Annotated in this window: 21 protein-coding genes, 3 pseudogenes and 1 other annotated feature; of the genes and pseudogenes, 6 read left to right on the forward strand and 18 right to left on the reverse strand. The window is 66.4% G+C overall.

Annotated features, from left to right (window positions below; translation table 11 throughout):
* Positions 1-34: 34 nt before the first annotated feature.
* Positions 35-1,369: a dipeptidase gene (locus BN1186_RS02340; RefSeq protein WP_040282195.1), complete on the reverse strand. Its 1,335-nt coding sequence runs from the start codon at positions 1,367-1,369 to the stop codon at positions 35-37.
* Positions 1,370-1,468: 99 nt separating this feature from the next.
* Between BN1186_RS02340 and BN1186_RS02345 the strand changes: the two genes are divergently transcribed.
* Positions 1,469-2,056, forward strand: coding sequence for a hypothetical protein (locus BN1186_RS02345; RefSeq protein ID WP_040282196.1), 588 nt, complete (start codon positions 1,469-1,471; stop codon positions 2,054-2,056).
* Between the two features lie 9 nt (positions 2,057-2,065).
* Positions 2,066-2,494, forward strand: a complete 429-nt coding sequence (locus tag BN1186_RS02350; RefSeq protein WP_052459673.1) for a hypothetical protein — start codon at positions 2,066-2,068, stop codon at positions 2,492-2,494.
* 117 nt (positions 2,495-2,611) lie between these two features.
* On the opposite strand, the gene purL is transcribed toward BN1186_RS02350, so the two are convergent.
* Both purL and pepN read right to left on the reverse strand, forming a co-directional pair.
* Positions 2,612-4,867: a phosphoribosylformylglycinamidine synthase subunit PurL gene (gene purL / locus BN1186_RS02355; RefSeq protein ID WP_040282198.1), complete on the reverse strand. Its 2,256-nt coding sequence runs from the start codon at positions 4,865-4,867 to the stop codon at positions 2,612-2,614.
* A gap of 99 nt (positions 4,868-4,966) precedes the next feature.
* Complete coding sequence (gene pepN, locus BN1186_RS02360) at positions 4,967-7,501, reverse strand: aminopeptidase N (RefSeq protein WP_040282200.1); 2,535 nt, start codon at positions 7,499-7,501, stop codon at positions 4,967-4,969.
* A 144-nt stretch (positions 7,502-7,645) separates the two neighbouring features.
* Here pepN and BN1186_RS02365 point away from each other — a divergent pair, with 144 nt between their 5' ends.
* A complete protein-coding gene (locus tag BN1186_RS02365) occupies positions 7,646-7,963 on the forward strand; it encodes a helix-turn-helix domain-containing protein (protein WP_074436889.1) in 318 nt (105 codons plus the stop codon).
* Between the two features lie 17 nt (positions 7,964-7,980).
* Positions 7,981-8,910 carry an IS3 family transposase gene (locus tag BN1186_RS02370; protein ID WP_218975380.1) on the forward strand — a complete coding sequence of 310 codons (930 nt, stop codon included), beginning with the start codon at positions 7,981-7,983 and terminating at the stop codon, positions 8,908-8,910.
* Between the two features lie 34 nt (positions 8,911-8,944).
* Here BN1186_RS02370 and BN1186_RS02375 read toward each other — a convergent pair whose 3' ends face one another.
* From BN1186_RS02375 to BN1186_RS15685, 7 genes and pseudogenes are all read right to left on the reverse strand, one after another.
* On the reverse strand, positions 8,945-9,325 hold the full coding sequence (locus tag BN1186_RS02375) for a hypothetical protein (RefSeq protein ID WP_040282203.1): 381 nt from the start codon (positions 9,323-9,325) through the stop codon (positions 8,945-8,947).
* Between the two features lie 373 nt (positions 9,326-9,698).
* A pseudogene (locus BN1186_RS16435) lies at positions 9,699-9,840 on the reverse strand (IS3 family transposase); the annotation flags it as partial.
* 34 nt (positions 9,841-9,874) lie between these two features.
* Positions 9,875-11,227: an IS256 family transposase gene (locus BN1186_RS02380; RefSeq protein ID WP_040282205.1), complete on the reverse strand. Its 1,353-nt coding sequence runs from the start codon at positions 11,225-11,227 to the stop codon at positions 9,875-9,877.
* Positions 11,228-11,280: 53 nt separating this feature from the next.
* Positions 11,281-12,323, reverse strand: a pseudogene (locus BN1186_RS02385) (IS3 family transposase); the annotation flags it as partial.
* Positions 12,324-12,588: 265 nt separating this feature from the next.
* Positions 12,589-13,859 (reverse strand): IS3 family transposase gene (locus BN1186_RS02390; RefSeq protein WP_425471464.1). Its coding sequence is split into 2 segments (ribosomal slippage): positions 12,589-13,574 and positions 13,574-13,859, totalling 1,272 coding nucleotides; the frame shifts between segments, so codons are not numbered across the junction.
* Positions 13,447-13,574: a sequence feature (AL1L pseudoknot), on the reverse strand. It overlaps the preceding gene by 128 nt.
* Positions 13,860-13,908: 49 nt before the next feature.
* Positions 13,909-14,058: a recombinase family protein gene (locus tag BN1186_RS02395; protein WP_281278430.1), complete on the reverse strand. Its 150-nt coding sequence runs from the start codon at positions 14,056-14,058 to the stop codon at positions 13,909-13,911.
* Positions 14,059-14,094: 36 nt separating this feature from the next.
* Positions 14,095-15,006, reverse strand: a complete 912-nt coding sequence (locus tag BN1186_RS15685; RefSeq protein ID WP_218975381.1) for an Ltp family lipoprotein — start codon at positions 15,004-15,006, stop codon at positions 14,095-14,097.
* Between the two features lie 163 nt (positions 15,007-15,169).
* Here BN1186_RS15685 and BN1186_RS02405 point away from each other — a divergent pair, with 163 nt between their 5' ends.
* Both BN1186_RS02405 and BN1186_RS02410 read left to right on the forward strand, forming a co-directional pair.
* On the forward strand, positions 15,170-15,397 hold the full coding sequence (locus BN1186_RS02405) for an antitoxin (protein ID WP_040282208.1): 228 nt from the start codon (positions 15,170-15,172) through the stop codon (positions 15,395-15,397).
* Positions 15,394-15,789 (forward strand): PIN domain-containing protein, encoded by a 396-nt coding sequence (locus tag BN1186_RS02410; RefSeq protein ID WP_040282210.1) that lies wholly within the window; start codon positions 15,394-15,396, stop codon positions 15,787-15,789. Before BN1186_RS02405 ends, BN1186_RS02410 begins: the two co-directional genes overlap by 4 nt.
* Positions 15,790-15,915: 126 nt before the next feature.
* Here BN1186_RS02410 and purQ read toward each other — a convergent pair whose 3' ends face one another.
* The 8 genes and pseudogenes from purQ to BN1186_RS16205 all read right to left on the reverse strand — a co-directional run bounded on the left by purQ (position 15,916) and on the right by BN1186_RS16205 (position 24,951).
* Positions 15,916-16,590 (reverse strand): phosphoribosylformylglycinamidine synthase subunit PurQ, encoded by a 675-nt coding sequence (gene purQ / locus BN1186_RS02415; RefSeq protein ID WP_040282212.1) that lies wholly within the window; start codon positions 16,588-16,590, stop codon positions 15,916-15,918.
* Positions 16,590-16,829 carry a phosphoribosylformylglycinamidine synthase subunit PurS gene (purS, locus tag BN1186_RS02420; protein WP_040282214.1) on the reverse strand — a complete coding sequence of 80 codons (240 nt, stop codon included), beginning with the start codon at positions 16,827-16,829 and terminating at the stop codon, positions 16,590-16,592. Before purS ends, purQ begins: the two co-directional genes overlap by 1 nt.
* 76 nt (positions 16,830-16,905) lie before the next feature.
* On the reverse strand, positions 16,906-19,515 hold the full coding sequence (locus BN1186_RS02425; RefSeq protein WP_052459675.1) for a leucine-rich repeat domain-containing protein: 2,610 nt from the start codon (positions 19,513-19,515) through the stop codon (positions 16,906-16,908).
* 461 nt (positions 19,516-19,976) lie between these two features.
* Positions 19,977-20,594, reverse strand: coding sequence for a DNA-3-methyladenine glycosylase (locus BN1186_RS02430; RefSeq protein ID WP_246043218.1), 618 nt, complete (start codon positions 20,592-20,594; stop codon positions 19,977-19,979).
* Between the two features lies 1 nt (position 20,595).
* Positions 20,596-21,447, reverse strand: a complete 852-nt coding sequence (locus tag BN1186_RS02435; RefSeq protein ID WP_052459676.1) for an aminotransferase class IV — start codon at positions 21,445-21,447, stop codon at positions 20,596-20,598.
* A 31-nt stretch (positions 21,448-21,478) separates the two neighbouring features.
* Positions 21,479-22,312 (reverse strand): annotated as a pseudogene (locus BN1186_RS02440) (phosphoribosylaminoimidazolesuccinocarboxamide synthase); the annotation flags it as partial.
* Between the two features lie 248 nt (positions 22,313-22,560).
* Positions 22,561-23,625, reverse strand: a complete 1,065-nt coding sequence (locus tag BN1186_RS02445; protein WP_139650762.1) for a hypothetical protein — start codon at positions 23,623-23,625, stop codon at positions 22,561-22,563.
* An 879-nt stretch (positions 23,626-24,504) separates the two neighbouring features.
* Positions 24,505-24,951, reverse strand: a complete 447-nt coding sequence (locus tag BN1186_RS16205; protein ID WP_425471466.1) for a pyridoxal-phosphate dependent enzyme — start codon at positions 24,949-24,951, stop codon at positions 24,505-24,507.

Genomic DNA, 24,951 nt, shown 5'->3' on the forward strand with positions numbered 1-24,951 from the left:
CGTGTCGCGTCCGAGCTTGCGAGGACCGCGACGCTCAGGGAGCGACGCTGAGGTTCTGGAGGAGCAGGGTCTCGGCGAGCGCGGCCTTGGCGAAGTCGCCCAGGTCGAGCGACTCGTCGATGCCGTGCATCCGCGACGTCGGGTCGACCACCGCTGTGACCAGCACCAGCGCACCGTCGTTGCGGCCGGCGAACTCGCCCACGATCGGGATGGAGCCGCCGATGCCCATCTCCACGGGCTCGGTGCCGAACGCGTCGCGGATGGCGGCGACGGCGGACCGGGCGCGCTCGTCGTCGAGGCTGGTGCGGCTGCCCGCTCCCCCACGCTCCGACTTGATGTCGATCTTCGCGCCCCACGGGGTGTTCTTCTCAAGGTGGGCGCGCAGCGCCTTCTCCGCGGTGACCGGGTCGTCGCCGGGGGCCAGGCGGACGCTGACCTTCGCCCGGGCCGACGGGATGAGCGTGTTGGAGGCGTCCTTGACAGGGGTGGCGTCGATGGCGAGCACGGAGCAGGCCGGCTTGGTCCACATGCGGGCCGACGCCTTGCCCTCACCGATCCACTCGACGCCGTCCAGGATGCCCGCCTCGGCGCGCAGCTGGGCGTCGTCCTCGTAGTCGATGGCGGGCTCGGGATCCGAGGCCAGGCCCTCGATCGCCACGTTGCCCTTCTCGTCGTGCAGCGTGGCGAGCACCCGGCACAGCGCGGTGAGCGCATCAGGAGCCAGGCCGCCCCACTGGCCGGAGTGCACCCCGGATTCGAGCGTGGAGACGGTGACCACCGCGTCGATCAGGCCGCGCAGCGTGGTGGTGAGCGCGGGTTGGCCCACCGTCCAGTTCATGGAATCCGCAATGACGAAGACGTCTGCGGCGAGCTCCGTGGGGAACTTGTCGAGCAGATCCTTCATCGACGGGGAGCCGATCTCCTCCTCACCCTCGATGAAGACCTTCACGCCCACCGGGGGCTTGCCGTCGAACGCCCGCAGGGCGGCGAGGTGGAGGCCGATGCCCGCCTTGTCGTCGGCGGAGCCGCGGGCGTACAGGCGGCCGTCGCGCTCCGAGGCGGTGAAGGCGGGGGTGGTCCAGGCGTCCGCGTCGCCAATGGGCTGCACGTCGTAGTGCGCGTACAGCAGCACGGTGGGCTGGCCCTCGGGTGCCGGGAAGTGACCGTAGACGGCGGGCTTGCCGCCGGCCTCGAGGAACTGCACGTCGGGGCAGCCCACCTCACGCAACAGGTGCGCGACGGCTTCGGCGGCGGCGAGCACGTCGTCGTCGTGCTCCGGCTGGGAGGACACCGACGGGATCGCGATGAGGCTCTTCAGGTCGCTCAGGACGGACGGCAGTACTTCGGTGACACGCTCTTGCAGGCTCATGCCCCCACCCTACTCAGCCCCTCTAGATTCGGTGTGGTCCGCGACCTCAAATCTAGATGGGGGCTTCCTCCCTGAAAACCGAAGGGGTATTCTGTTTACATGAAACTACGGCCCCCTGCGATCGCCCCCCTCCTGCGCACCGACCTCCAGGGCGACCTCCTGGCCTCCCTCTTCCTCCACCCCGGGCAGGAGTACACGCTCACCGATCTGGCGGGGATGCTCGACGCGGGGCTCAGCACGGTGCACACGGAGGTCGAGCGGCTGGCGGAGGCGGAGCTGATCAGGGAGCGACGCATCGGGCGCGCCAGGCTGGTACGCGCCAACCAGGACCATCCGCTGACGCCGTCGCTGACCGAACTGCTCACGCTCACCTACGGCCCGCCCGCCGTGCTCCCCGCGATGCTGAAGGGACTCAAGGGGCTGGAGCGGGCCTACCTCTACGGTTCCTGGGCCGCCCGCAGGCTCGGCGAGCCCGGCCCTTTCCCGGAGGACGTCGATGTGCTGGTGATCGGCGAGGTCTCCCGTCGCGCCGCCGGCCGCGTCCAGGCAGAGGCTGCGGAGGTGCTGCGCCGGGAGGTGAACCTCACCGTGCTCCCCCGCGACGAGTGGGACAACCCGACGACGGGTTTCGCGAAGACCGTGCGCGACGGGGCCTTGGTGGAGCTTGGCGTGGAGTTTGGGGGTTAAGGTGGGCCCATGGTGCGCAACGACCTGGCTGAACTGATCAAGGAGCGCCGCATCGAGACGGTGGCGCGTGACCCGCAGCAGGTCGCGGCGCTGCGCGAACAGGCCGACGCCCACCTGGCCAGTTCGCGGATGATCGGGCACACCGATGTGGCAGGTGCGTTCTCGCTGGCCTACGACTCCATCCGCAAGCACCTCACCGCCCTGCTGCTGGAGCACGGGTTCCGCGCCAAGTCCGCGGGGTCCCATGCCGCGACGGGGCAGGCCGCCGCCAAACTCGTCCCCGGCTTCGACACCGACGGTTTTGAGTGGCTGCGGCTCGTGCGCAACGCCACCGAGTACGGCTCGGACAAGCGACCCGGTGCGAGCATGGCGGATCTGGAGGATGCCTGGGAGTTCGCCGCCGAACTCAGGTCACTGATACAGCAGCCGGGCGGGTAGCCGCAGCACCACCACCAAAGCCAGCACCACCGAGAGCGCTCCCAGCCACTGCAGCACCACGCCGATCTGCCGGTAGACCCCTCGCCAGACCCAGCCACGGGTGGCCGCGGGGCAGCGTCAGTTCATTGCGTCCGGAATAGGCCCCAGCCAGGTGCGCTTCGCTTCGTCCGCGCTCACTGCGAACCGCCCGACGAACTCCAACTCGCCGCCCTCGGTCACCTCGCCGAGACGGTGGAACGGCACGCCGTGTTCCGCGCACAGCGCCTCGAACTCGCCCATCGATCCTCCCGGCAGCGACACCAGCGCCCGCGCCGCGGACTCAGCGAACAGTTCGACGGTGGGGTCGCCGTCGGGCAGCGTCACCGCGAACCCGAGCCCTCCCTTGAACGCGGATTCCGCCAGCGCGACGGCCAGGCCGCCCTCGCTCAGATCGTGAGCCGACGACAGCAGCCCGCGCCGAGCGGCCTCGCCCATCACCTTGGCCAGTGCCATCTCGGCCTGCAGCTTGACCTTGGGCGGCATGCCGCCAAGGTGGCCGTCGTGCACCACGGCCTCCCAGATGGAGCCGGAGAGTTCCTCGGCGGTCTCGCCGAGCAGCACGACGGCGTCGCCCGCGTACGCGAAGGCTGCGGGGATGCGGGTGGCGACGTCGTCGATCACGCCGAGCACGCCGATGGTGGGCGTTGGCAGGATGGGCACCTCGGCCGTCTGGTTGTACAGCGACACGTTGCCGCCGGTGACGGGGATGCCGAGGTCGCGGCAGGCGTCGACCAGGCCCAGGATGGCCTCGGTGAACGTCCACATGACCTCCGGATCCTCCGGCGAGCCGAAGTTGAGGCAGTCTGTGATGGCCACCGGCTCCGCACCCGTGACGGCCACGTTGCGGTAGGCCTCCGCCAGCGACTGCTGCGCCCCGAGGTAGGGGTTGAGGTAGGTGAAGCGCGAGTTGGCGTCCAGCGACAGCGCAATGCCCAGCCCGGTCTCCTCGTCGATGCGCAGCATGCCGGAGTTCTCCGGCTGCGCGAGCACGGTGTTGCCGCGCACGTAGCGGTCGTACTGCTGCGTGACCCACGTCTTGTCTGCGACGTTGCCGTGGCTCAGCACCTTCAGCAGCGCGGTGCGCAGCCCCTCGGCCGAGTTGTCGCGCGGGAGGTCTTCTGCGGCATCGGCCTGCACGTCGTCGAGCCATTCGGGGCGGTGGTAGGGGCGGTGGTAGACGGGGCCGTCGTGCGCGACGGTCTTCGGGTCCACGTCGACGATCCTCTGGCCGTCCCATTCGATGATGAGCCGGTCCCCCTCGATGACCTCACCCACGACGGTGGCCTGCACGTCCCACTTGCGGCAGATCTCCATGAACCGCTCGACGTTGCCCGGCTCCACCACGGCCATCATGCGCTCCTGGGACTCGCTCATGAGGATCTCCTCCGGGGCGAGGTTGGGGTCGCGCAGCGGCACCAGGTTGAGGTTGACGAACATGCCGCCGTCGCCGGCCGAGGCCAGCTCCGAGGTGGCGCAGGAGATGCCGGCGGCGCCGAAATCCTGGATGCCGTTGATGATGCCGGCCTGGAACAGCTCCAGGGTGCATTCGATGAGCAGCTTCTCCATGAACGGGTCGCCCACCTGCACGCTGGGGCGCTTGGCGGGGCCGTCCTCGTCGAAGGTCTCCGACGCGAGGATGGAGGCTCCGCCGATGCCGTCACCGCCGGTGGCCGCGCCGAACAGGATGACCTGGTTGCCGACGCCGGAGGCGTGGGCCAGGTGCAGGTCGTCGTGGCGCAGCACGCCGACGCACAGCGCGTTGACCAGAGGGTTGCCGAGGTAGGTCTTGTCGAACTGCACCTCGCCGCCGATGTTGGGCAGGCCCAGGCAGTTGCCGTAGCCGCCCACGCCGGAGACGACGCCGGGCAGCACGCGGCGGGTGTCCGGCTCGTCGAGCGGGCCGAAGCGCAGCGAGTCCATCACGCCGATGGGGCGGGCGCCCATGGCGAGGATGTCGCGGACGATGCCGCCGACGCCGGTGGCGGCGCCCTGGTAGGGCTCCACGAAGGACGGGTGGTTGTGGGACTCGGCCTTGAAGGTGACGGCGTAGCCCTGGCCGATGTCGACGACGCCGGCGTTCTCGCCGATGCCGGCCAGCAGCGGGCCGCGCGGGGTCTCCTGCGACAGGGTGCCGAACTTCTTCAGGTGCACCTTGGAGGACTTGTAGGAGCAGTGCTCCGACCACATCACGGAGTACATCGCCAACTCCGCCGCGGTGGGGCGGCGGCCCAGGATGTCTCGGATCATCTGGTATTCATCGTCCTTGACCCCGAGCGCCGCGTAGGGCTGCTCGACATCCGGCGTCTGGACGGCATGCTCAACGGTGTCTACCACGGGGTTCAATCTACCGTGCGCCTCCGGAACGCGCGCGGCTGGATCATCCCGCCCTTTCGGGTGGAGACCACGTGGATGCCTGGGGTTCTCCCTGTGTGGCTACACGCCGACGGAGGGCAGGCCGGGGGCGAGGCCGCGTTGCTGCGCCTCCCGCACCGCCGTGGCGATCTCCTCCTCGTGGATCGCCTCGCGGACCAGGCGCACCAGGGTGCCCGGGGCATCCGGGTGGGCGGCGAGCCAGGCGTGACCCGTCTCCTGCCCGCCCTCGGGGAAGCCGCCGCGCACGAGGCGCATGGCGATCTCGATGGGATGCGTGCGCCAGACCTGTTCGAGATCCTCGAAGTAGCGCTCAGCGTACGGGGCCCGCAGCCCGGCCTGGCCGGGCGCGTTGAACCCTGCCAGCAGCGCGTCGACGGCGTCGTTGCTCTCGCCGTCGACGGTGTGGGCCCGGCGCCAGGCCTCATCCTTGACGCCCTGCTCAGGCCTCGAGGCCCATGCCCGCAGGCGGGCGGTGCGGCCGGCGGCGGTGTCGTCGGCCGCGAGTGCCTCGTCGAGTTCCGCGTCGGTGGCATCGCCCTGGGCCGCGAGGCTCTGCCAGGCCGCCCAGCGCAGATCCGCCGAGAGGTCGAGGCCGCTCAGTTCGCCGTCGAGTACCCACCGCACATCCTGCGGGGCGAGGGCGGCCGCCCGAAGGTAGGCGCGCGTCCAGAGGAGCTGGCCCGCGGATCCCGGCTCGGCGGCCACTGCGGCGGCGCGGACGCCGTCGCGCCACGCCTCGGCGACCGCCGGGTCCAAGCTGTAGCGCGACACCGCGGTGAAGGCCCGCTCGAGCAGCGAGGCGAGCACGCCGGTCTGCTGCTCGTCGGCGGCGAGCACGGCGTCGGCGAAGCTGCCGGGCGGGAGGTCGCCGGCGCGCACCTCGCCCCACAGCGCCGTCCACGCCACGGCGCGCGCAAGGGGCTCCATGGTGCCGACGTGGCGCAGCAGGACGCCGCGCGAGGCGTCGTCCAGCGCGATGCGGGCGAAGCTCTGGTCGAGGTCGTTGATCAGCACCACGTCGGGCGGCGGCTGGCCGATGGCGGACGCGACGGTGGTCTCGCCGTCGGTCAGCACGAGGTCGTGGCGCGCCTGCAACTGCAGCTCATGCCCGTTGAGGGCGTAGAGGCCGACGGTGGTGGCGTGCGGGCGGTTGGCTCCAGGATCGCCCGCGCCGAGGAAGTCGCGGTGGATAACCAGTTCGCGGATGGTGGCGTCCTCCGGGTTGGCGAGGACGGTGGCGCGCAGCGTGTCGTGGCCGGCGGTCTGGAGCCACGACTCGATCCAGTGGCTGAGGTCGCGCTCGGTCTCGGCGTCGAGCGCCGCGATGAAATCCGCCAACGTCGCCGAGGAGAACGGATGGGCGGCGAAGTAGCGGCGCGAGCCCGCCAGGAAGGCGGGCAGTCCCACATAGTGCACCAGTTGCGTGAGCGCGGAGGCGCCCTTGGAGTAGGTGATGCGGTCGAAGTTGGTCTTGGCGGCCTCCAGGTCCGGGATGTCGGCGACGATCGGGTGCGTCGTCGGCATCGAATCTGCCAGGTAGGCGCCGACCTTGCGGTTGGTGGCGAAGTTGACCCAGCCCTCCTCGAAGCCAGCGGCCTCGACGGAGACGTGGCTGCCCATGAACTCGGCGAAGGACTCCTTCAGCCACAGGTCGCCCCACCAGCGGGGCACGACGAGATCCCCGAACCACATGTGGCTCATCTCATGCAGCACGGTGTTGGCGCGGCCCTGCAGCTGCGCCGGGGTGGGGTTGGAGCGGAACAGGTACTGCTCGGTGAACGTGACCAGGCCGGGGTTCTCCATGGCCCCGAGGTTGTACTCCGGCACGAAGATCTGGTCGTACTTGGAGCCCCACGGGTAGTCTCCGAAGTTCCCGGTGAACCAGTCGAGGCCCGCCTTCGTCACGCGGAACAGCTCCTCAGAGTCGAGGTACTGCACCATCGACTTCCGGCACAGCAACCCCAGCTCGAGGCCCTGCCAAGCATCCGTGACGCGGCGATACGGGCCGGCGCAGAGGCAGGTGATGTAGGTCGAGAGTGTCTGGGTGGGCTCGAACTCGACGCGCACCACGCCGTCGGCCACGGTCTCCCTGGACGCCTCGGGCTGGTTGGAGCCCAGCCACCAGGCCTCCGGCCCGGTCAGGGAGAAGGTGAACGGGGCCCGGATGTCCGGCTGTTCCATGTTGGGGAACACGCGGCGCGCGTCGGCGGGCTCGTACTGGGTGTAGAGATAGGTCTCGCCGTCGACAGGGTCGACGAAACGGTGCAGACCCTCCCCCGTGCGCGAGTAGCGGCCCCGCGCCTCGACGACGACCTCGCAGTGCCGCCCCACCGGCAGGTCCCGGAGGTGCAGACGGGCCCCGTCGTGGTTGACGGGCCGCTCCTCGCCGTCGATCAGGACGCGGTCGACCTCACCGATGAAGTCCAGCCACGTCGTCGGCTCCTGGGAGGTGAGCTCGAGGGCGGCGACAACGGGGAACTGCGCTCCGTCGGGATCGACGGCGCCGCGCACGTCGACGTCGACACGGTAGGCGTGCACGTCAACATGCGCGGCGCGGTGGGCGGTTTCCTGCTGGCTGAGGTTGGCAGACGACATGTCCCCCGAGTTTAGACCCGTGCCAATCGAACCGGTTATGCTGAGCCAGCGCAGCGATTCGTTGAGCATTGACCATCTTCGGGGGGATGTCGCGCGTCAGACTTAGTGGCAGGCCGTTATGTAGGTCCTGAAGGAGAGTCAGACATGGGTAGACCACCCTCGATTCCGGCGGAGAAGAAGACCCGGATCGTGTTGAGCGTGCTGGCCGGCGAGATGTCCATCGCCGAAGCGGCACGCAAGGAGAAAGTCAGTGAGCAGTCCATCGGACGGTGGAAGGCCGAGTTCCTGGAAGCTGGCAGGACCGCCCTGGTGGCCGGCAGGTCCGGACCATCCTCCCGAGAGGAACAGCTGGAGGCCGAGGTCGCCGAGCTGACCCAGGCCTTGGGCGAGGCACACCTGGAGGCCAGGGTGTGGAAGAAGTCCGCGGAGGGCCGGCTGGGCCCTTCGAGGACCTCGAGGTGATCCGCGTGGAAGCGGGCATGTCGACCGCGAGGTTCTGCCAGCTTTTCGACATGCCCGAGCGGGCCTGGCGCCGCTGGCAGGCCAAGGCCCGCACCGGGACGGCGGTGAAGGGACCGTGGCCGCAACCGGCACGGCAGGCCGCCAGGGACCTGGTGGTCAAGCACGCGCTGGCCCATCCGGCGTGGGGGCATCGGAAGATCTGGGCGATGGTCCGCCATGACGGGCATGTGGTTTCCGAGGCGACCGTGCTGCGAATCCTGCGCGACGAGGGGCTGATTCTGCCCGCGCAGTACCAACGGGAGCGACGGAAGCTGGCCGAGCGGCGCAAGGCCGCGTTCGCCACCGAGCCCTCAGGCCCGAACCAAGTCTGGCAGCTGGACTTCAGCGAGTTCGAGACCACCACCGGAGGGACCTGGCGGCTGGCCGGGTGCCGGGACTACTGGTCCAAGTACGAGCACCCCTTCCACGTTTCGCCCACCGGGAACCAGCACGATGCGATCGACGCGATCGAGTTGGCCCTGGCCGACTACGAGGCCATGTTCGGTCACCCGCTGGTCGAGGCCTGCCCGATCGATCCCGAGACCGGTGAGCTGTTGCCCGTGGTGACCATCGTGACGGACAACGGCGGGCCGTTCCGGTCCTTCCGCTTCGAGTCCTTCATCGCCGCCCACCCCGAGCTACACCACGTTCGCACCCGAGTGAAGACCCCGGGACAGAACGGGTCCCGTGAGCGCGGCTTCTGCACGCTGAAGTACGAACGGCTCTACCTGGATGAGATCGACGACGCGCTCGTGCTCGCCGAGCGGGCCGAGGACTACAGGATCGAGTACAACGAGCTAAGGCCCCACGAGGCCATCTCATGGAACCGGCCCACGGAGGTGCACCTGGGCCTGGCCGACCCCACCACCCCGACATTCAAAACCAAGGAAATCCTGCCAACTACTTGACGCGGTACAAGAGAACCTCAGGCCGATTCACGGTTCACGTGGTGACTCGATGGTCCCACCAGAATCTGTCGCACGCCAACGACATCTCGAACCAGTCAGCCCAAATCTCAAAATCAAGCCTTCGGCGATCAGAGCCAACCAATCGAATGCCCATCAGCCCACTCATCCCGTCCGCTGCCGCAATCGCGGGGCCTGTTTGCTTTAGCCGGAGGTTGCTGATGCCGCCCCACTGGAGGCAGACGAGATCGGTCTCGGACAGAAGCTCAAGCGAGACCTTCTGATCGTCAATCACGACGCCTCGTAAACCGAAGTCAGCCTTAAGGTCTAGGATTCGGGACGGGGATATCTGAAGTTCGTGCTCATAGTCATCGGTTTTCCAGTGCAGCTCCCCATTTGCGCTCTGTTCAACAATCACTCTTCTATCGCTTCCTGAGGTGCCAGCGCACCCGTGCCAGACCTGCCCAAGATGTGGAACGGTGCTCAGTCCTCGCTCCCATAAAGCGCTCCCCAGTCTTCGGATTGACACTTGCCATACTTATGCGTGTATTGATGCGGAGTTCTCACAGAGCCATGAGACCTGCCTGTCAGGTCGTAGTGGGTCTTGCCTCGTCGTGTGGTGACTGTAACTCTAGCGCGCCCATTTGTATTCAAGCGTTTCATGTTCTTGGCTACTTGCGCCTTGCGAGCGTAGTTCGCGTTCTTTGCGGCGTTGTACGTCTTCTTTCCGTACTGGTATGCCTTCTTCCCGTACTTGTAGGGACTGCTGAAGGTTTGGTTGACCTCCGGGTTTATGCCGCCAGTGTAGCGGCTGGGTTCATGATGAGTTCGAACTCGATGGGGGTGAGTTTCCCGAGTCGGCGTTGACGGCGTTTCCGGTGGTACTTGCCCTCGATCTCACGACACGATGGCCAGGCGCAGTTCCTCTCGTGTGAGCTTGTCAAGTTGTCTGTGTAAGTGGTCGGTTTTAGATGGTTTGGGGGAATCGTTCGGGGTAGCGTAGGGCGAGTTCGTTGAGGGCTTTGGTCCAGCCTTGGACGGTGGCGCCTTCGACGAGTTTGGCCGGTGCGTTGCGGGGTTGGCCCTTGGGTCGGCCGGCTTCTTTCGCGCGTTCGCGGGCCCGTTTGTCTTCGATGTTGCGGATCGCGAGCCAGAGCAGTTTGACCACCGCGGCATCGTTGGGGAACTGGCCGCGGTTCTTGATGATCTTTCGCATCTGATAGTTCAACGACTCGATCGAGTTGGTGGTGTAGATCACCTTGCGGGTCGCGGGCCCGAATTCGAGGAACGGGATGAACCGGTCCCAGGCATCTTCCCAAGTCTTGACAGCCATGGGATATTTGCGGCCCAAGGTCGAGTCGGCAAACGCCGTCAGCGCCATCAGGGCGTCGTTGTCGTCGATGGCGGTGTAGATCGGTTTGAGCATCCCGGCCACGGCCTTGCGGTCCGAGTAGGACACGTAGCGCATCGAGGCGCGGATCAGGTGGACCACGCAGGTCTGCACCAGCGCGCCAGGCCAGGTCGCCTCGATCGCTTCAGGGAAGCCGGTGAGCCCGTCGCAACACACGATCAACACGTCCTGAACGCCGCGGTTAGCGAGCTGGGCACATACCGCTGCCCAAAACTTGGCGCCTTCGCTCGCTTGGACCCAGATCCCGAGCACGTGTTTGATGCCGTCGAGGTCGACCCCGACCGCGATGTGGGCATGCCGGTTGACGACCCGGTTCTGGTCACGGACCTTGACCACCAGTGCGTCGAGGTAGATCACCGGGTAGAACGCCTCCAAGGGCCGGTTCTGCCAGGCGGCGACCTCGTCGGCCACCGCTTCGGTTACATTCGAGATGGTCTCGTGTGACAAGTCGGTGCCCAACGTGGCGGCGAGGTGGTGTTGGATCTCGCGGATGGTCATCCCGCCGGCATACAAGCTGATGATCTGGTCCTCGAGCCCACCGAGGCGCCGTTGCCCGTTGGGCACCAGCCTGGACACGAACGTGGAGTTACGGTCCCGGGGCCGATCCAACTCGATGGGCCCGACTTCGGTGGCGACGGTCTTAGGTGTGGTGCCGTTACGCGAGTTGCCCGAACCCCTCCCGGCAGGGTCGTTCTTCTCGTAGCCCAGATGCGAGGTCAGCTCCGCGCTCATCCCGCGCTCCAACACGGACTTGATCAACTCGGGCAGGAACCCACCCTCCCCAGTCAACGAGATCCCCCGTTCGCTGGTCGAGGCCAACATCGCATCAAGCAGTTCGTCGTCGATCAACTCACGGCGCAACTGCCCGGCCTCGCTAACCGGCTTGTCGTTGTTCTTGGTCATAGTCATAGTCAATCTCCTTCAGATCGGCTTGACCTCTTACACAGACCATTTGACACCCCCTCTCGTGTGCCCCAGGATCGACGGTCGAGGACGTTCTTCTGCAGTAGCGCGAAGAACGACTCCATCGCGGCGTTATCGCCACATGCCCCGACCCTGCCCATCGAGCCATGTAGCCTGTGGCGCTTCAGCGCCTTGCGGAAGCGGCGCGACCGGAATTGGGACCCTCTATCGGAATGGACGATCACCCCAGCGGGCTGGCCTCGGTGGGCCACCGCCATCTCGAGCGCGTTGACGGCGATACGGGCCTTCATCCGTGAATCGATCGAGTAGCCCACGATCCGGTTGGAGAACACATCTTTGATCGCACACAGATACACCTTGCCCTCGCGGGTGCGGTGCTCGGTGATGTCGGTGAGCCACAACTGGTTGGGCCCCTCAGCGGTGAACTGACGCTGCACCAGGTCATCGTGGACCGGTGCGCCGGCCTTCTTGTAGCGGGATTTGCGCTTGACTATGGCCGATTGGATCCCGGCGACCCGGCACAACCGCCACACTCTGCGCTCGGACAACTCGTAGCCCAACTCAGCGAGGTCGTCTGCCAGCACCCGGTAGCCGCCCTCCGGGTCGTCGTTGTGAAGCTGATGCAGCACCGAGATGAGCTCTTGCTCCTCGGCCTCACGGGCTGACACCGGTTGCTTGAGCCACTTGTAGTAGCCCTGTGTGGAGAATCCCAGTATCCGGCACGCGACCGCCACCGGCACCCTCACCCGGGCACCGACCGCGGCCATCTCCTTCACGAGCGGATAGATAATTTTGGGGGCGTGATGTGAGCCTGCGACAGATACGCCGCCGCGCGGCGCAGCACCTCGTTTTCCATCTCCAACTCCCGGATCCGACGCAGTGCCTGCGACATGTCCTTGCGCTGCTCTGGATCGGTGGTCGGGGTCATCCCATGGGACTTGAACCTCGCGTCACGGAGCCACGCCTGCAGCGTGGTTTTCGCCACTCCGAGGTCCTTGACGACCTGCTTTTGCGGGATGCCTGAGGCGACCAACGCGACCGCGTCGCGCTTGAACTCGTCGGTGTAAGTGATCTTCGGCATGATTGCCATCCTTTCAGCACGACCCCCTCTCAGGAATCATGCGGTCTTGGAGTCAACCAAACCTTCGGCAGTCCCGTACACCTTAGGCGCCCACTTGACCGCGAGTACGACGATCCTGACAGCTATCGCTACCCATTGTCCAGTTACGTCTTGTCCGTTGATGGGGTCGTTGGGGTAGGTGTAGGGGGTGTCGTTGCCTCCGTAGATGGGGTCGAGGCTGGTGAAGAGTCCTGTGGTGGGGTTGTAGAAGTGAACCGCCCCGGGTTTAGTGGAGGGCGAGTTCTCCCGAGACCGGCTGGTCTTGGGGTTTGTTGAGCTGATCGTAGTACCCCTGTTCGTACTCGACAGGCGGTAGGTAGCCAATGGCTGAGTGGAGCCGGCCGGTGTTGTACCAGTCGACCCACATCAGCGTGGCCAGTTCGACCTCGTCGACGGTCTTGAACGGTCCGTCGAGCTTGATGCACTCGGTCTTGTAGAGCCCGATCACCGACTCGGCCATCGCATTGTCGTAGCTGTCTCCGACGCTGCCGATGGAGGCCAGCGCCCCGGCCTCGCAGAGGCGTTGGTGGTAGCGGATGGCTGTGTACTGACGCCCGGCATCGGAGTGATGAATCAGCCCATCGACGTGGTGGCCGGCACGGCCGCGGACCCACAGCGCCATCTCCAAGGCGTCGAGCGGCAGTTCGGTCGGCATCCGGTGATGGGTGCGCCAGCCGACGATCCGACGGGAGAACACGTCGGTGACGAACGCGGTGAACACCATCCCCGACCACGTCGGCACATAGGTGAAATCGACGATCCACAACCGGTTCGGAGCCGCAGCGGTGAAGTTGCGTCCCACCAGGTCAGCCGGCCGCGAAGCGGTCTCATCTGGCTGGGTGGTGATGACCTTCTTCCGGCCTCTGACAACGCCTTGCATCCCGTGTTCGCGCATCAACCGGGCCACCGTGCAGCGCGCCACGTCGACGCCGTCGCGTTTGAGCAGGTGCCACATCTTGCGGTATCCGGCCACGCCTCGGCCCTTCGCCCGATCCGCTTGCACCGCCTCGATGTGTTCCCACACCACCGCATCCGAAACAGTCCGCGCCGACGGCGTCCTGGCTCGGGCGGCGTAATAGGTTGACGGGGCGATCTTGCAACCGTGCTGGGTCAGCACGCGGCAGATCGGCTCGACCCCGAACCGAGCCCTGTGGTCGTCGATGAACTCGACTACCACGGCAGTCGCGGGTCGAGCTCCCGCGCGAAGAAACTCGACGCCGCCATCAGTATCTCGTTGGCGCGCTTGAACTCACGCACTTCCTGCTCAAGCTGCTTGATCCGGGCCGCGTCACTGGTGGTCGTCCCCGAGGCCTCGCCCGCGTCGATGCGGGCTTGCTTCGTCCACCCGCGCAGCGTGTCTGGATTGACCCCGACACGCTGCCCGATCCTGATCACCACCTGGTTCATCGACAACGAAGGCTCCTCCTTCATCGCTTCGCGAACCAGACGGATCGAGCGGTCCCGCAACTCTGGCGGATACTTCCTCGGTGCTGGCATGGTCATCATCCTTTCGTGGAATCACACCCTCCACCAGACCCGGGGCGGTTCACACATACGACAACAACCGCCTCATCCCAGGACGCTCCCGCGCACTCCGCGCCCCCGACGTCACATCAGAAAACACATCACGCCGCTCAACCCCCGCACCCACCAAAGCATCCACCTGGAGCTGCGGATCCTGACCCGCCGTCGACACCCGCTCCAGAGCCCCAGCCGGTCAAAACGACGGCGCTCAGAGGCCCACTGCCCTGGCGCCGTATGCGGCCTGCTCTGCGGTGAAGCCCTCGTAGAGCAACTGATCGATGAGGCCATCACGGGAGAACGCCGTTACGTCTAGATAGGCCTGGGCCATGGCCGCGGCCTGCTTGTTCCAGTCGACTCCCAGCGAGTCCACCGCGTAGGTCGCGTCCGCCGTGGAGAACTTCTCGTACTCCAACTGCTCGATCAGGCCGATGCGCGAGAACGCCAGCACGGAGAGGTAGTCCTTCGCCATCTGGATCGCCTGCTGCTGCGAGCGGGTCGAGGTCGCAGGCTTGGCCGGCGCCGGGGCGGACGGAGCAGGCTTCGGGGTGACGCCGATGGGCTGCTTCGGGCCGTTGGCCGGCGGGGTCACACCCGTGACACCAGCCGGGATCGTCGTGACCGGGGCAACCGACGAGGTGGAGAAGCGCACCATCGAGTTGAAGACCTCCTTGGTCTCCTGCTTCACCACGCCACCCACCTCGGAGGCCACCGTGGCCACGATGTAGTTACGGCACGCGCCACGACCGGTGGCGGCCGTGTCACACTCGGTGCGCCACTGGCGACCATCCGACGAAGTCCAGGAGCCGGTGCTACCCAGCGGGTTGCCCGCCCACGAATCGCGGGCCGAGGGCAGGTAGGACAGGTTGTTGAACGTCCAGGTGTTCTGCTTGTACCACTGGCCGCCCTCCGGGAACACCTTCGTCGCGAAGATGTCCGTGGTGCAGCGCACCACCGTCGTCGAATAGTTCTTGCACGTCGTCTGCCAGTAGCGCCCGTTGATCAGATGCACCCCGGGCGTCGAGTACACATCCGTGGCCGCCTGCGCCGGCGTCGCCGCCACAAACCCCGTGGCCGCGATCACCGCGGCAGCCAGGCCGGCCAGAGCTTTACGAAACCTCATGTCACACTTCCCTTCCACGGTGGCGACATGCCCCCGAGTCAGGATGATTATGACAGGTGCGCTTCCGCTACGGGCGAGCGGGGCTGGAAATCCCCGATCTGGCCTGGCGAGCCGGTGGCAATTGCCCACCATGGATATACACTGTGTAGATACAGGAGGCATCATGCGTACCACCAGCGTCTTCAGATCCGGCAACAGTCAGGCGGTGAGAATTCCGGCCGACCTGGCATTCCCCACCGGGCGGGTCACCATCGAAATCGACGGCGACGCGCTCATCCTGCGCCCCGCGCCCCAGTCGATGGCAGAGTTCGTCGCGGCCATCCCCGTCGTCCCCGATGCACCGTTCCACGAGGACGACTCCGAGTTTGACACGGACCCGGACGGGCTATGAGTGCTGACTACCTGATCGACACCAATATCTGGATCTCGGTGATCCGCGGAGACCAGCGCATCAGAGGCCGTCTGGCTGCGCTCCAAGGCAGGGCCATGCTCTCGCTCATCGTCTGGGGAAAACTGCATACCGGCCTCAACCTTGATCCACAGCGACGCCAGCAGGCCGCCCTTGACCAGATCCGCAGAGGTGCCAGCATCAACCGTCTCACCGCTGAGGTAGCTGAAACCTACGGCACCCTCCGCGCTCTCCTTCGCCGCGAGGGTCTGTCCATCGGCCACAACAACACGTGGATCGCAGCCGAAGCCCTGATCTTGGATCAGACAGTGGTCACCCTCAACGGAAACCACTTCACCCGGATTCCCGGCCTCGCCGTGGAGGACTGGCGCTAGGGAAAACTCTCGCGCTCCCTGAGCCAGCCGCCCGCGGCCCGACGCTTGTGCTGAGCCTGCCCCAGCGCGAAGCGCCGGGGCAGCTCGAAGTAAAGGGCGCCCGCAGAGGGCAAGCTCAGGGACCCGTCAGACGCGGGCGCCGAGGAAGTTGATGACCGATTCGAAGAACTTGCGGCCGTCGAGCGTGGGCGAGGTGAGCTCCTCCACGTTGTGCTCCGGGTGCGGCATGAGACCCACGACGTTGCCGCGCTCGTTGGTGATGCCGGCGATGTCGTTGGCCGAGCCGTTGGGGTTGTCCAGGTAGCGGAAGACCACCTGGTCGTTGTCCTCCAACTTGCGCAGCGTCTCCGGCGAAGCCTGGTAGTTGCCCTCGCCGTTCTTCAGCACGATGGTGATCTCGTCGCCCTTGCCGAAGGCGCAGGTCCACGTGGTGTCGATGCTTTCGACGCGCAGGCGCTCATCGCGGCAGATGAACTGCTGGCCCGCGTTGCGGATCATCGCGCCCTCCAGGAGGTGCGCCTCGCAGAGGATCTGAAAACCGTTGCAGATGCCCAGCACCGGCATGCCCTTGTTGGCCGCGTCGATGACGGTGTCCATCACCGGGCTGAAGCGGGAGATCGCGCCGCAGCGCAGGTAGTCACCGTAAGAGAACCCGCCGGGCAGGATGATCGCGTCGACGCCCTCGATGGAATCCGAGCCGTGCCACAGCGGGACGGCCTCGGCGCCGGAGAGGCGCACGGCACGCAGCGCGTCGTGATCGTCGAGCGACCCCGGGAACGTGACGACGCCGATGCGGGTCATCAGTCGGTCACCACGTCGAACGACTCGATGACCGTGTTGGCCAGCAGGGTTTCGGCAGCCTCACCAATCTGGGCGAGGACCTCCGGGGTGACCTCCCCGTCGACCTCGATCTCGAAGCGCTTGCCCTGGCGCACGGACATCCCGTGGAAGCCGAGGCGCTGGAGCGCACCGGTGACGGCCTTGCCCTGCGGATCAAGGATCTCGGGCTTCGGCATGACGTTGACAACGACGCGTGGCATAGCTGAAGCGTAGCGGAAAGGCCGCGGGCGGCCCGGGGGTGTCTCCCCCGAGCCGCCCGCGCGCCCTGTCCCCCGCTCAGGAGGCGGGCGTGAATGCCACGATGTTGTTGAACACCCACTCGTTGCTACGGGCGAAGCGGTACCCGCCGCCGTCGGCCGGCTGTGCGGACACGAGGGTGGCCCTCACGTAGGAGCGGCAGGCCCCGGAGCCGGTGGCGACGGTGTCGCACTCGGTGCGCCACTGCCGGCCGTCCTCCGCGGTCCACGCCCCGGTTTCAGCGAGCGGGTTGCCCGCCCAGGTCGCGCGCTTGGCCGGCAGGTACGTGAGGTTGTTGAACGCCCAGCCCTGACGCACCTCATACTCCCCATCCACCTCGACGACGGTGGTCGCCCAGATGTCGGTGCGGCACCGCTCGGTGGCCGAGTACGGCTCGCACGCGGTGTTCCAGCGACGCCCGTTGACCTCGTGCAGACCCGGCAACGTGTACGGGGCGGTGCGCTCCCCCGTCGCGGCTGGAGGCGCAGACGGTGCGGCCGTCTCAGTCACCACGGAGGTCGCGGTCACGGTGGGAGCAGGCTCCGGGGTGGCAGTCTGCGTCACGACGGACGTCGCGGTTGCAGTTGCAGTCACCGTCGCGGTAGCCGTCGCTGTGACGGTCGGCGCCGGCTCCGGTGTGGCGATCTCGGTCACGACGGTAGTGGCGGTCACTGTCGGTGCGGGCTCCGGGGTCGACGTCACGGTGACGGTCGGTGCGGGCTCCGGGGTCGCGGTGACGGTGACGGTCACCGTCGGGACGGGCTCCGGCGTCGGCTCCTGCGCCTCCGCGACAGTGGCGAGGATGCTGCCCGCGAACCAGCCGCCGGCCGCGTTCTTCGACCATGTCAGGGTGTAGTCACCGGGTTCAGCGAAGACGAGGCTGCCGTCGTCGCCCACAGTGACGCCCTCGGGGGTTTTCAGCTCCACCGGCGTGCCGTCGAGGTAGGTCACCGCTGGGGCTGCGGCCGGCGCGCCGGCCTCAGCCGTCATGGTGAGCTTCTGCCAGCGGGCACGCACCGCGCTGTAGTCGGTGACCTTGACGTGCTTGAGCGGGCTCAGGTCGGCGATGGCGTTGGTGCCCAGATCCAGGGACTTGAGGGTGGCGAACCCGGCCAGCGGGGTGACGTCCTCGATGAGGTTGTTGGAGACCAGCAGGCTCGACAGGGAGGTGGCACCCTTCAGAGGGCTGAGGTCACTGATCTTGTTGCCCTGCGCGGCGAACGTCTCCAGCTTGGTGAGTCCGCTGAGTGAGGAGAGCGAGGAGAAGCCGTTCTTGTGCGCCACCAGCCGCTTCAGGTTGGTGAGGCCGGAGACGTCGAGCTCGGTGATCTTGTTGTCGTCGATCGTCAGGTCACGGATCGAGTCGCTCTTCAGCCCGGTGACGCTGGTGAGCTGATTGCGGCTGAGCCCCACCTCGGTCACGTTCGGTAGCCCCGAGATGACGCTGGGGTCGGAGACCAGGTTGCCGTTGAGCATCAGCTCGGTCAGGTTGGTCAGCGCCGCGATGGGAGCGAGGTCGCTGATCTGGTTGGTGGCCATGGACAGCTCGGTCAGGCCGGTGAGGCCGGCGACGGGGCGCAGATCGGTGATGCCGTTGCCATAGGCCGTCAGCGACGTCAGATTCGTGAGGCCCGCCACCGGCGTGAGGTCGGTGACCTTCTGGCCGCCGATCGACAGGCCGGACAGGCCCGTGAGGTGTTCAGCGCCCGTGATGTCGGTGATGGTGCGGTACTTCGTCGCGGTGCAGTTCAACTCGCCCGTGAGCCGGTTGAGTTGATCCTGTGAGATGGCCGAATCGGCCGCCTGGCCGAGCTTGTCATTGAGGCAGAGGCGGAACTTGGGGTCCGGCACGTCCACCAGCGTCGGGTCGGTCACCGTGAGCCGCGCGGCAGAGGAGTGCACGGTGCCTGCCGGGTTGGCCACGACCGCACGGAACTGGTGGCCATGATCGGCGAGCGTGACGCTCTCCAGCGCCAGCGAGCCACCACTGGCGCCGTCGATGGGTGCCCAGGTGGCGCCGTCGGCGGAGCGTTCCCAGGCGATGGCGGGTGCTGGGCGGCCAGCGACCTCGACGGTGAAGGTGGCCCCGAAGCCCACCTCCGTGGCCACGTCCACGGGCTGCGTCACGACGGTGGGCGCGAGGGGTGCAGGGTCTGCGACTTCGCCTGGCTTGTAGCCCTCCCACCGCGGCGGGTTGCCGTTCCAGGTCGTGGCAGGCGACACCGCCCAGCCCTCAACGCTGCCGGCAGCGGGCTGGTATGAGCTGGCACCAAGCTGGGAGAACTCCCAGTCGCCCCAGCCCGCGTCGTCGGACCACTGTCGGTGGAAGTAGGTCCACCACTTGCCGTCTGCCACGTAGTCGGCCCGCACGCCGTTGATGACCTTGATGAACGCCGGGTCGTCGATGGTGAAGCCGGCCGAGACGAGGGCCTCCGACCCGGTCTCGAACTCGGTGGCGCAGCCGCCGAGAAGGTCGCCTTCACCGGGGTCGACGATCACGAACACATTGTTGTCGTAGGTGCATTCCCGCACCTCGGCGTCTGTGAAACTGAAGTCGGCCTGGGCCTGTGACGCCCAGGGCACTGAGGCGGTGACGGCGAGGGCGAGCGCCGTTGAGACGGCGCGTCTGATGGGATGGGGGCTGTTCATGCTGCCTTTCTTCTCGCGAACGAACGCGACCAGGGCAGCAGAACTGCTCGGGACGCAGCTCGCTTATCCGCGGCGAGTACTGATTCCTTCGAACAGGTTTTGGTCCGGCTAGCCGGAGACGGGTCTCCGGTCACGGTTGCGGGTCAGCCCGGGATTTGCACCCGGTTCGCCACCTGATCTGAGCGGAACCCTAGCAGTAGGCTGACGACACCACCATCCGGGGCGGACTCCTGAGCGCAGACGTGCCGGCAGGATGGTCGCCTTACCGCCACCAGGTCTCCGACGTCCTGGCGATCAGGGCAGCGCCAAGCTCTCGATCCCGGACACCACGTGGATGACATCGCCACCATCGGCATCGCCCGGCACGATCTGGGCTTCGGGGATCCCCGCTCGCGGCCACGCAGATCCTCGACTGCCACTGACTCCCGTCCGGTTCCCCGGTCTCACCGGCGTGACCACCGTCAGCGCGACACCGTCGGGTCGTCCGCGATCGAGAAGCGCAGCGGAAAGTCCGCCGCCGCGGTGATGCCGATGCGGGGGCCGGAGACCAGCACCGGTGCCGCACCTTCCCGCGGGGTGAGCGTGAGCCCGGTGGAACCGTCGAGCGGGGCGCCCGTGTCATCGAGCGAGATGCCCAGCGCCACGGTCAGCCGGGCCGGGCCTGCAGCCAGATCTGCGTCCGTGCGGGTGCGGCCGACGGCCGAGCGCCTCGCGCGCGCGATCTCCACGCCGTCGACCACCTCACCGGCACGGACGAGGACACCGGTGGGCGTACCGTCGGGGCCCACCTTCACGTTGAAGCAGGTGTGCAGCCCCATGTGCCGGTAGACGTAGGCGTGCCAGGGCGGCCCGAACATCGCCTGGTTGCGGGCATTGGGGCCGCGGTAGGCGTGCGACGCCGGGTCGTGCGGGCCGGCGTAGGCCTCCACCTCGGTGATGCGGAGGGTCACCGGGCCCGGCGCGCGGTCGACGGTGAGGTGCGCGTTGAGCAGACGTTTCGCCTCGACGGCGACGGCATCGAGCGCCTTCAGAGCGTCGAGATCAAGCTCGGTGAACCGGGCGTCGCGCGGCGTCAGCACCTCAGGCTGCCCCGGGCACGCCGAGGAGGCGGCAGATCTGCGCGTCGAGCGGGGAGGTGGGCACCTCGCGCCCGTCGGCGTGCGTGATGCGGGCCACCAGGCGGCTACTGGAGAGCAGCCAGCCGCCGCGGGCGCGGTACAGGTCGTCGACCACCAACGGCTTGACCTCCACCTCGAGGCCGGCGCCTGGCGCCTTCTCCATCAGTTCGGCCACGGTGATGGAGCGCAGGATCCCGTCCAGCGGCGGGGTGGTGAGCACGCCGTCGAGGTCCAGGATGAGGCTCGAGGTGGGCCCCTCCAGGAGGGTGCCCGACGGGGTGATGAACAGGGCGTCATCCGCGTCGTTGTTCATCGCGTAGCGGCGGGCGGCCATGTTGATGCCGTAGCTGAGCGACTTCGCTCCGGGCAGCAGCCACGGCAGGTCGACGATCTCGGTGCCCTCGAAACCGCGGTCCAGCAGCAGCACCTTCACGCCGTCGCGGCGTTCACGCAGGGAGCGCTCGTCGATGGGGGCGGCCATGGCCCAGCCGCTGGGCTCGTCGATGCCCTCGGGCCCGCGGGTCATGAACAGCCGCACCACGGCCTGATCCTCGGCCGCCCAGTCCCAGGCCTCGATGATGGCCCGGATGGCCCGGCGGTAACCTTCGGCATCCGGGGCGGGAAGTCTGAGGATCCCAGCCGATGCAGCGAGGCGCTCCAGGTGCTCCTCGACGTGGCGGGGCTCCTGGTCGACGACGATCAGCGACTCGAAGACCCCGTCTCCCCGCACCACTCCTTGATCGTCGGCGCGGACGATGGGCTGGGAGGGGTCGACGATCGTGCCGTCGAGGAGTGCAACCATGCGGATAGCCATGGCACGAGCCTACGCGTTAGGCGAACGACTTTCCGGTGAGACGACGGTACGCCTCGAGGTAGCGCTCGCGGGTGGCGGCCACCACATCATCGGGCAGCGGGGGCGGCGGGGCCTCGGATGTGCGGTCCCAGCCCGATTCGTGGGCCAGCCAGTCGCGCACGTACTGCTTGTCGAAGCTGGGCAGCGACTCCCCCGGCTGCCACTGCGCCGCGTCCCAGAAGCGCGACGAATCGGGGGTGAGCACCTCGTCGGCCAGCACGAGCGTGCCGTCGGGACGGCGGCCGAACTCGACCTTGGTGTCAGCCAGGATGATGCCCCGCGCGTCGGCGATCTCGGCGGCCTTCGCGTAGATCTCCAGCGTCAGGTCCCGCAGTTTGGAGGCGAGTTCCTCGCCGTGCAACTCGGCGATGGTGGCGTAGTCGACGTTGACGTCGTGCTCCCCCACCGGGGCTTTGATCGCGGGAGTGAAGATGGGCTCCGGCAGCTTGTCGCCGTCGCGCAGCCCCTCGGGCAGCGGCACTCCGCACACCGTGCGCGACTCCTGGTACTCAACCCACCCCGAGCCGGTGAGGTAGCCGCGGGCGACGCATTCAACCCCCACCATGTCGAGCGCCTCGACGAGCGTGGCGCGCCCGGCCACGGCGTCGGGCACATTGGTGGAGACCACATGGTTGTCGACGATGTCCGTCAACTGGCTGAACCACCACAGCGACAGTTGCGTCAGCACGGCGCCCTTGTCCGGGATGAGCGTGCTGAGCACCTGGTCGAAGGCCGAGATGTTGTCCGTGGCCACCATGAGGATGCGGCCGTCGGCGGCGTCGTAGAGTTCGCGGACCTTGCCCGCGTGCCGCAGTGGAAGGTTCAGGAGATGTCCGTACTGGCTCACCCGGCGAGCCTATCGCCCGCGGCACCTCCGGCCGCTCACAATCGGAGGAGTTCCGCCGACAGCGCCTCGTAGGGCGCCACGTCGATGCCCTGCTCGGCTTTTAGAAGGCTCATGGGTCACGAAGCCATTGAAAATGTCCGTGCCCCGAGGTTGTGTACTCTCCCCGGCTTGACACCCAGGAATTGAGAATGATGAACGCTCGTCGCAGGCGCGCTCAAGGAGGTCCTTCAGTAAATGAATGAGAAATTTCCGCAATTGATTGCCAGGCAGAGGAAGGACTTGCCAGTCAACTGTTTTACGGTCGCGCGATCACCGCTGCGCCGGTAGGCGTACACCTCGTGGTTCGGGACTTGGATGCCGGACGCAACAACCGAGACGCCGCCATTCTTGAACATTTGCACCTGGGCGTTGTACGTGATCGGGCTTGCCAAGGTGCATAGGGGGTTGCCAACTGCATGGGCGATCTCGAAACTGACGTAGGAGGTGGCAGCCCCTTTTGGAAGGAAACGTATTCCAGCACTGCTCGCCGTAGCCTCACCATGGACGGGGCTTGTCCGGACTGTTTTTCCTACAGTGCGCGTGGGAGTGTATGTCCTCCCAGTGTAGTCGATTGCAGCGGCTGCGATCGTCCGCGAAGATCCGGCCCGGTAGCTGGTGTTCCAGCTGCGGTTGTCCCCCAAGAAGGTCCCACAGGGGCTTGAGATGCTAGCAGGGGGAATGAACGTCTTGTAGTTGAACGAGGTCCAATCACTAGGGGAAGCAGACGTCGTCATGTCTGGAAAAGAGAAGGAGGTCCCGCTGGGCATGGCAACCACGGCGCCCTGTGACCCTGCGAGTGTCGTGGTTTGACAGTTGGTTTCCCCTTGCCTCCCAAGCGTTTTAAGCGCAGTGGTTCCTGAATCCGTCGTCACCCGCATGGCTAAGACATCGAGTCGCTCGGGCTTCGGGAACTCATCAAAACTCACCGTCTCCTCATGGTGACTGAAATCTTCAGTAGTGACCTCTCGCAATGAAGCCTCGGCCAACTCCTCAAGCAGGTGAGTGCTAAGTTTGACCTCTTCGGGACGCTGCCCTTTCCACAGCTCGACTCGAACCTCCCCATTCAACGACTCGAGCACGGGGGCGAACATATCGCTGTCCAGTGTGCGAGTTGCCAATCTCGCGCCGCCAGGCAGAACGATCATCTTCGATGTCTCATCTACAGTGACGAGGCAAGGGTCGTCATCAGTACGGGGGGTGGCACCCGCGTTCAGACCCAGCGGCCCTGTGGTCGCACACAGGGCAAAGATCACGGATCCCAGAGTGAGTTTCGTTTTCCACTTCATTGTGCCTTCCTTCATCCACTCTCGTCGTCGAGAGGCCGTAGGGGTAGGTTACAGGACTTGGCGGCGTCAAGAGGGGCTGAGATCATTTTGTTTTGACGGACCTCCGCTTCTGTCCGACATGATCCAGAGATAGGAGCCACCATGCACACTTCTCATCTCTGCGACGGACGCCCGCGGTTGCCTGTCGTCGTCGGCGCAGCAGGAGCAGTAGCGAAGCAAACCTACCGCGATCTGCCTCACAGGCATGTTCTCATGCACACAGGTAGGATGTAGGCAAATGGCACGTGGCCTCACGTAGGCAAGTGCACAAGGATGGAAGGCTACCTGATGAAGCCGTCGTTTCTGCTCGGGTCATGCGTAGCATTGTGGGGAGTCGTCAGCGCTCTTCCAACTATCGGGATGATCGCTCCCATGCCTTGGCTTGTCTGGCTTGTTGCCGCGTTCTGGGGCGTCGTCTACGCAAAGAGGAACTTGTCAGCGAGGCTCGCCTTGATTCAGGGTGCAAGCGTAGTCGTGGCTGCTTTGGTCTCTGGGCGCACCAGTGAGTACTTCGCGTACGCTTTGGTCATCCCTGGTGTCGTCGTCCTATCAATCGGGTACCTTATCCTGTGGATGGCTCCTTTCGGCATCGCAGACGCCTATATCAAGGACGGTTCCACCAGGCGATAACTGCGGGTCGACGGTCTTGTGGCGCCTGCGGATCGCAGGGCCGCAAGCTTGGACGATCCAGCCGGAGGACGAAGAAGTGCAACCACGTAACATCCATCGGTGATCTCGGTTGTCTCCCCTGATGCAACACGACGTAGGACGTCGACGACATTGTGGCCCAAATCTAGGCACGAGATCTTAGCATGTCACCACCCTAGCGCTCAAGGCTCGCGCCGATAGCCCCCGGAAAAACTCATCGTAGGGCGCCACGTCGATGCCCTGCTCGGCGAGCCAGTCGTCGCGGTCATAGGTGCAGCCGTAGCGCTCCCAGGAGTCGCAGAAGATGGTCACCACGCTGCCCTCCTCCCCGTTCCTGGCCATCTCCCGTGCGATGACGGCGGTGGCCCGCGGGATCACCGCGATGAAGCGCAGACCCAGCAGCCGCGCGAAGTAGGCCTCGCTCACGGCGGTGGAGCCGCTGGAGGATTCGATGACGGTGGTGTGCTGGTGGATCTGCCCGTTGCACAGCCCGAACAGGAACAGCGAACGCGCCAACCGGTGCTTCAGCGAACCGGTGGGGTGCGTCGACTCGTCCTTGAGGTAGATGTCGACGCCGGGGCACGAGGCGAGCGGGAGCCGGCGCAG

The sequence above is a fragment of the Tessaracoccus massiliensis genome, from assembly GCF_000826065.2.
Classification (GTDB): domain Bacteria; phylum Actinomycetota; class Actinomycetes; order Propionibacteriales; family Propionibacteriaceae; genus Arachnia; species Arachnia massiliensis_A.